Below are 3110 nucleotides of genomic sequence, written 5' to 3'. Positions count from 1 at the left end.
GGCGACAACTGGCGCACGGTGCTCGACCTCGCGGTCTCGCACCTGTACCTCGCCGGGGTGCCGCTGGTCATCGGGCTCGTGCTCGCGCTGCCGCTGGGGTGGGCGGCCAAGCGGTGGGCGGGGGCGTACCCCGCGATCATCACCGGCACCGGGCTGCTCTACACGATCCCGTCGCTGGCGCTGTTCGTCATGATGCCGCTGCTGCTCGGCACGAAGATCCTCGACCCGGTCAACGTGCTCGTCGCGATGACCATCTACACCGTGGCCCTGCTCGTGCGCACCGTCGCCGACGGGCTCCGGGCCGTGCCCGACCACGTCGAGCAGGCCGCGACGGCCATGGGCTATCGGGGGCTGCGGCGGCTGTTCGGCGTCGAGCTGCCGCTGGCCGTGCCGGTCATCGCTGCCGGGCTGCGGGTGGCTGCCGTCTCCAACGTCAGCATCGTCAGCGTCGCGTCGGTCGTCGGGGTCTCGCAGCTCGGTGACCTGCTCGTCGACGGCTACAACCGGGTCATCTGGGGCGAGCTGCTCACCGGCATCCTCGCGTGCGTGCTGCTGGCGCTGCTGCTCGACGTCGTCATCCAGGCTGGCACGCGTGCGCTGACGCCCTGGGTGCGGGCCCAAGGGGGGCGGCCGTGATCCCCTCGCTCATCTCGTGGTTGACCGACCCCGCCTCGTGGTCGGGTGAGGACGGCATCCCCACTCGGCTTCTCGAGCACCTGGGGTACACGCTGCTCACGGTGGTGCTGGCCGCCGTCGTCGCGATCCCGTTGGGGTTGTGGGTCGGGCACACCGGTCGTGCCCGGTGGCTGGTGTCGCTGACGAACTCGGTGCGGGCGGTGCCGACGCTGGGCTTGCTGTTCGCCGTGTCGCTGCTGCTCGGTCCGCGGATCTCGGGGGAGTTGGCGTTTCTCGTGCCGAGCATCGTCGTGCTCGTCATCCTCGCGATCCCGCCGATCCTCGCGGGCACCTACGCCGGCATCGAGGCCGTGTCGCCGGCAGTTCGGGATGCCGCTCGCGGCGTCGGCATGACCGGCTGGCAGGTCGTGCGCTCGGTCGAAGTGCCGAATGGGATGCCGTTGCTGTTGTCCGGAATTCGCTCGGCGGTGTTGCAGGTGGTCGCCACCGCGACGATCGCTGCCCTGGTCGGGCTCGGCGGGTTGGGGCGCTACCTCATCGACGGCATCGCCCTGGGCGACTACCCCCGCGCCGCCGGTGGTGCCCTGCTCGTCGCGGTGCTGGCCGTGGTGCTCGACGGGGTGCTGGCACTGGTGCAGCGGCGCGTCGTGTCGCCGGGGTTGACGGCTGGCGCCCGTTCAGGTCGTCAGGGCCGCGGTGGCAGTCGGGGTGGTCCTGCGGGTCTCGCCGGGGGCGGCCGGCGAGGTGGTGTCAGTGGGTCGGGGAAGGATTCAGCAGACGAGATGGTTGAGGGCGAAAGGTTCGTGGGGGAAACCCGCGCGCCGCTCTGAACAGACGCCGATCTGAAGAGACGCGCCACGGCATCCGACCTGGGCGCCACGACGAAGGGAACCACCCATGAAGCGCACGACCTCAGCGATTGCCCTCGTGGCAGCCTCGATCCTGGGTCTGACCGCCTGCGGAGGTGGCAGTGACCCGCTGACCGCCGAGACCACCGCTGCAGCGACCGGCGGCGGCGGGGAGCCGATCGTCGTCGGAGGAGCGAACTTCTCCGAGTCGACCCTGCTCGCCGAGATCTACGCCGGGGCACTGCGCGCCAAGGGCGTCGACGCCTCCACCAAGCTCAACATCGGCTCGCGTGAGATCTACCTGCGCGCGCTCGAGGACAACTCGGTGCAGGTGTTCCCGGAGTACACCGGGGCGCTCGCGCTCTACTACGACAAGACCTTCACGGGCACCGACGCCGACGAGGTCTTCGCGCACGTGCAGAAGGTGCTGCCCGACACGCTCACCGTGCTCGACAAGTCGGCCGCGGAGGACAACGACTCGATCGTCGTCACCGCGGAGACGGCATCGTCCAAGAACCTCAAGACCATCGAGGACCTCAAGGCCGTGGCGGGTGACCTCGCGCTGGCGGCCCCGCCGGAGTTCAAGGAGCGCCCGCAGGGCATCCCCGGTCTGGAGAAGACCTACGGCGTGGTGTTCGGGTCGTTCCGTCCGCTGACCGGTCAGGGCATCGTCCAGGCGCTGAAGAACGGGCAGGTCGGGGCGGCGAACATCTTCTCGACCGACCCGGCGATCGCCGCCAACGGGTTCGTGGCCCTTGAGGACACCAAGCGTCTCTTCGGCTCGCAGAACATCGTGCCGCTCGTGCGGGCCGACCGCGCCGAGGAGGTCAAGGACACGCTCAACGCCGTTTCGGCCAAGCTGACCACCGAGTCGATCGCCGGGATGCTCAAGCAGACCGACATCGACAAGGCCGACCCCAAGACCGTGGCCGAGGAGTTCCTCAAGACCAACGGCCTCGGCTGACGCAGAGGTCAGGCACGAACGCGGAAGTCCGGGGGGAACGCAGCCAGTTGAGCCGCGTGCCTCCCGGACTTCCGCGTTGTGCTGCGTGGTGTGGTCAGCCACTGCATCGAAGCATCAACTCCGTCATCGCTGGCATGGCCCCGCATCCCAGTGACGACGGAGCAACCTCAACCTCACGGACGTATTTCACCGTCACGACGAAACAACCCCGCCATCACTGGGATGGCGGGGTTGTTCCGTGTGGCGTGAGCTCGGTCAGTCCCAGGGGTCGGGTTCGTCGAGCAGCGCCGGGTCGCCCTTGACCTGCGTGGCAGAGGGAGCGGCCGGGGGCGGCGTGTCAGGGCTGGCCTCCGGAGCTGCTGCGGGCTCGTCCCAGGGGTCGGGCTCACTTGCGTCCGGCATGGTGGTTGCTGGGGCGGCCACTTCGCCGGACGCAACTGGTGCGGCGGGTGCGGCAGGCTCATCCCACGGGTCGGGTTCACTTGTGTCCGGCACCTTGGTTGCTGGGGCAGCCACATCGCCGGACGCAATTGGTGTGGCGGGTGCGGCAGGCTCATCCCACGGGTCGGGTTCACTTGTGTCCGGCACCTTGGTTGCTGGGGCAGCCACATCGCCGGACGCAATTGGTGTGGCGGGTGCGGCGGGTTCGTCCCAGGGGTCGG

Annotated in this window: 4 protein-coding genes; 3 read left to right on the top strand and 1 reads right to left on the bottom strand. The window is 69.5% G+C overall.

The window, feature by feature from the left end; translation table 11 throughout:
• The 3 genes from PLL68_RS06020 to PLL68_RS06010 all read left to right on the top strand — a co-directional run.
• A partial coding sequence (locus PLL68_RS06020; protein WP_324532596.1) for an ABC transporter permease occupies positions 1-636 on the top strand: 636 nt, incomplete at its 5' end.
• A complete protein-coding gene (locus PLL68_RS06015; RefSeq protein WP_324532594.1) occupies positions 633-1466 on the top strand; it encodes an ABC transporter permease in 834 nt (277 codons plus the stop codon). The genes PLL68_RS06020 and PLL68_RS06015, both read left to right, overlap by 4 nt.
• Positions 1467-1533: 67 nt before the next feature.
• Entirely contained in the window at positions 1534-2448 is a 915-nt protein-coding gene (locus PLL68_RS06010; RefSeq protein WP_324532592.1) for an ABC transporter substrate-binding protein, read from the top strand.
• Between the two features lie 255 nt (positions 2449-2703).
• Here the strand turns inward: PLL68_RS06010 and PLL68_RS06005 are convergent, their stop codons facing one another.
• Positions 2704-2850, bottom strand: a complete 147-nt coding sequence (locus PLL68_RS06005) for a hypothetical protein (RefSeq protein ID WP_324532590.1) — start codon at positions 2848-2850, stop codon at positions 2704-2706.
• Positions 2851-3110: the final 260 nt, after the last annotated feature.

Origin of the sequence: Ornithinibacter sp. (assembly GCF_035443565.1) — a bacterium.
GTDB lineage: Bacteria > Actinomycetota > Actinomycetes > Actinomycetales > Dermatophilaceae > Fodinibacter.
The sequence above is the reverse complement of the archived record's forward strand: the minus strand, read 5'-3'. Positions and strand labels throughout refer to the sequence as shown.

Excerpts from the sequence above, each read along its gene's own strand:
- PLL68_RS06010 (WP_324532592.1), top strand. The coding sequence starts at position 1,534 with ATGAAGCGCACGACCTCAGCGATTGCCCTCGTGGCAGCCTCGATCCTG.
- PLL68_RS06005 (WP_324532590.1), bottom strand. The coding sequence starts at position 2,850 with ATGCCGGACGCAAGTGAGCCCGACCCCTGGGACGAGCCCGCAGCAGCT.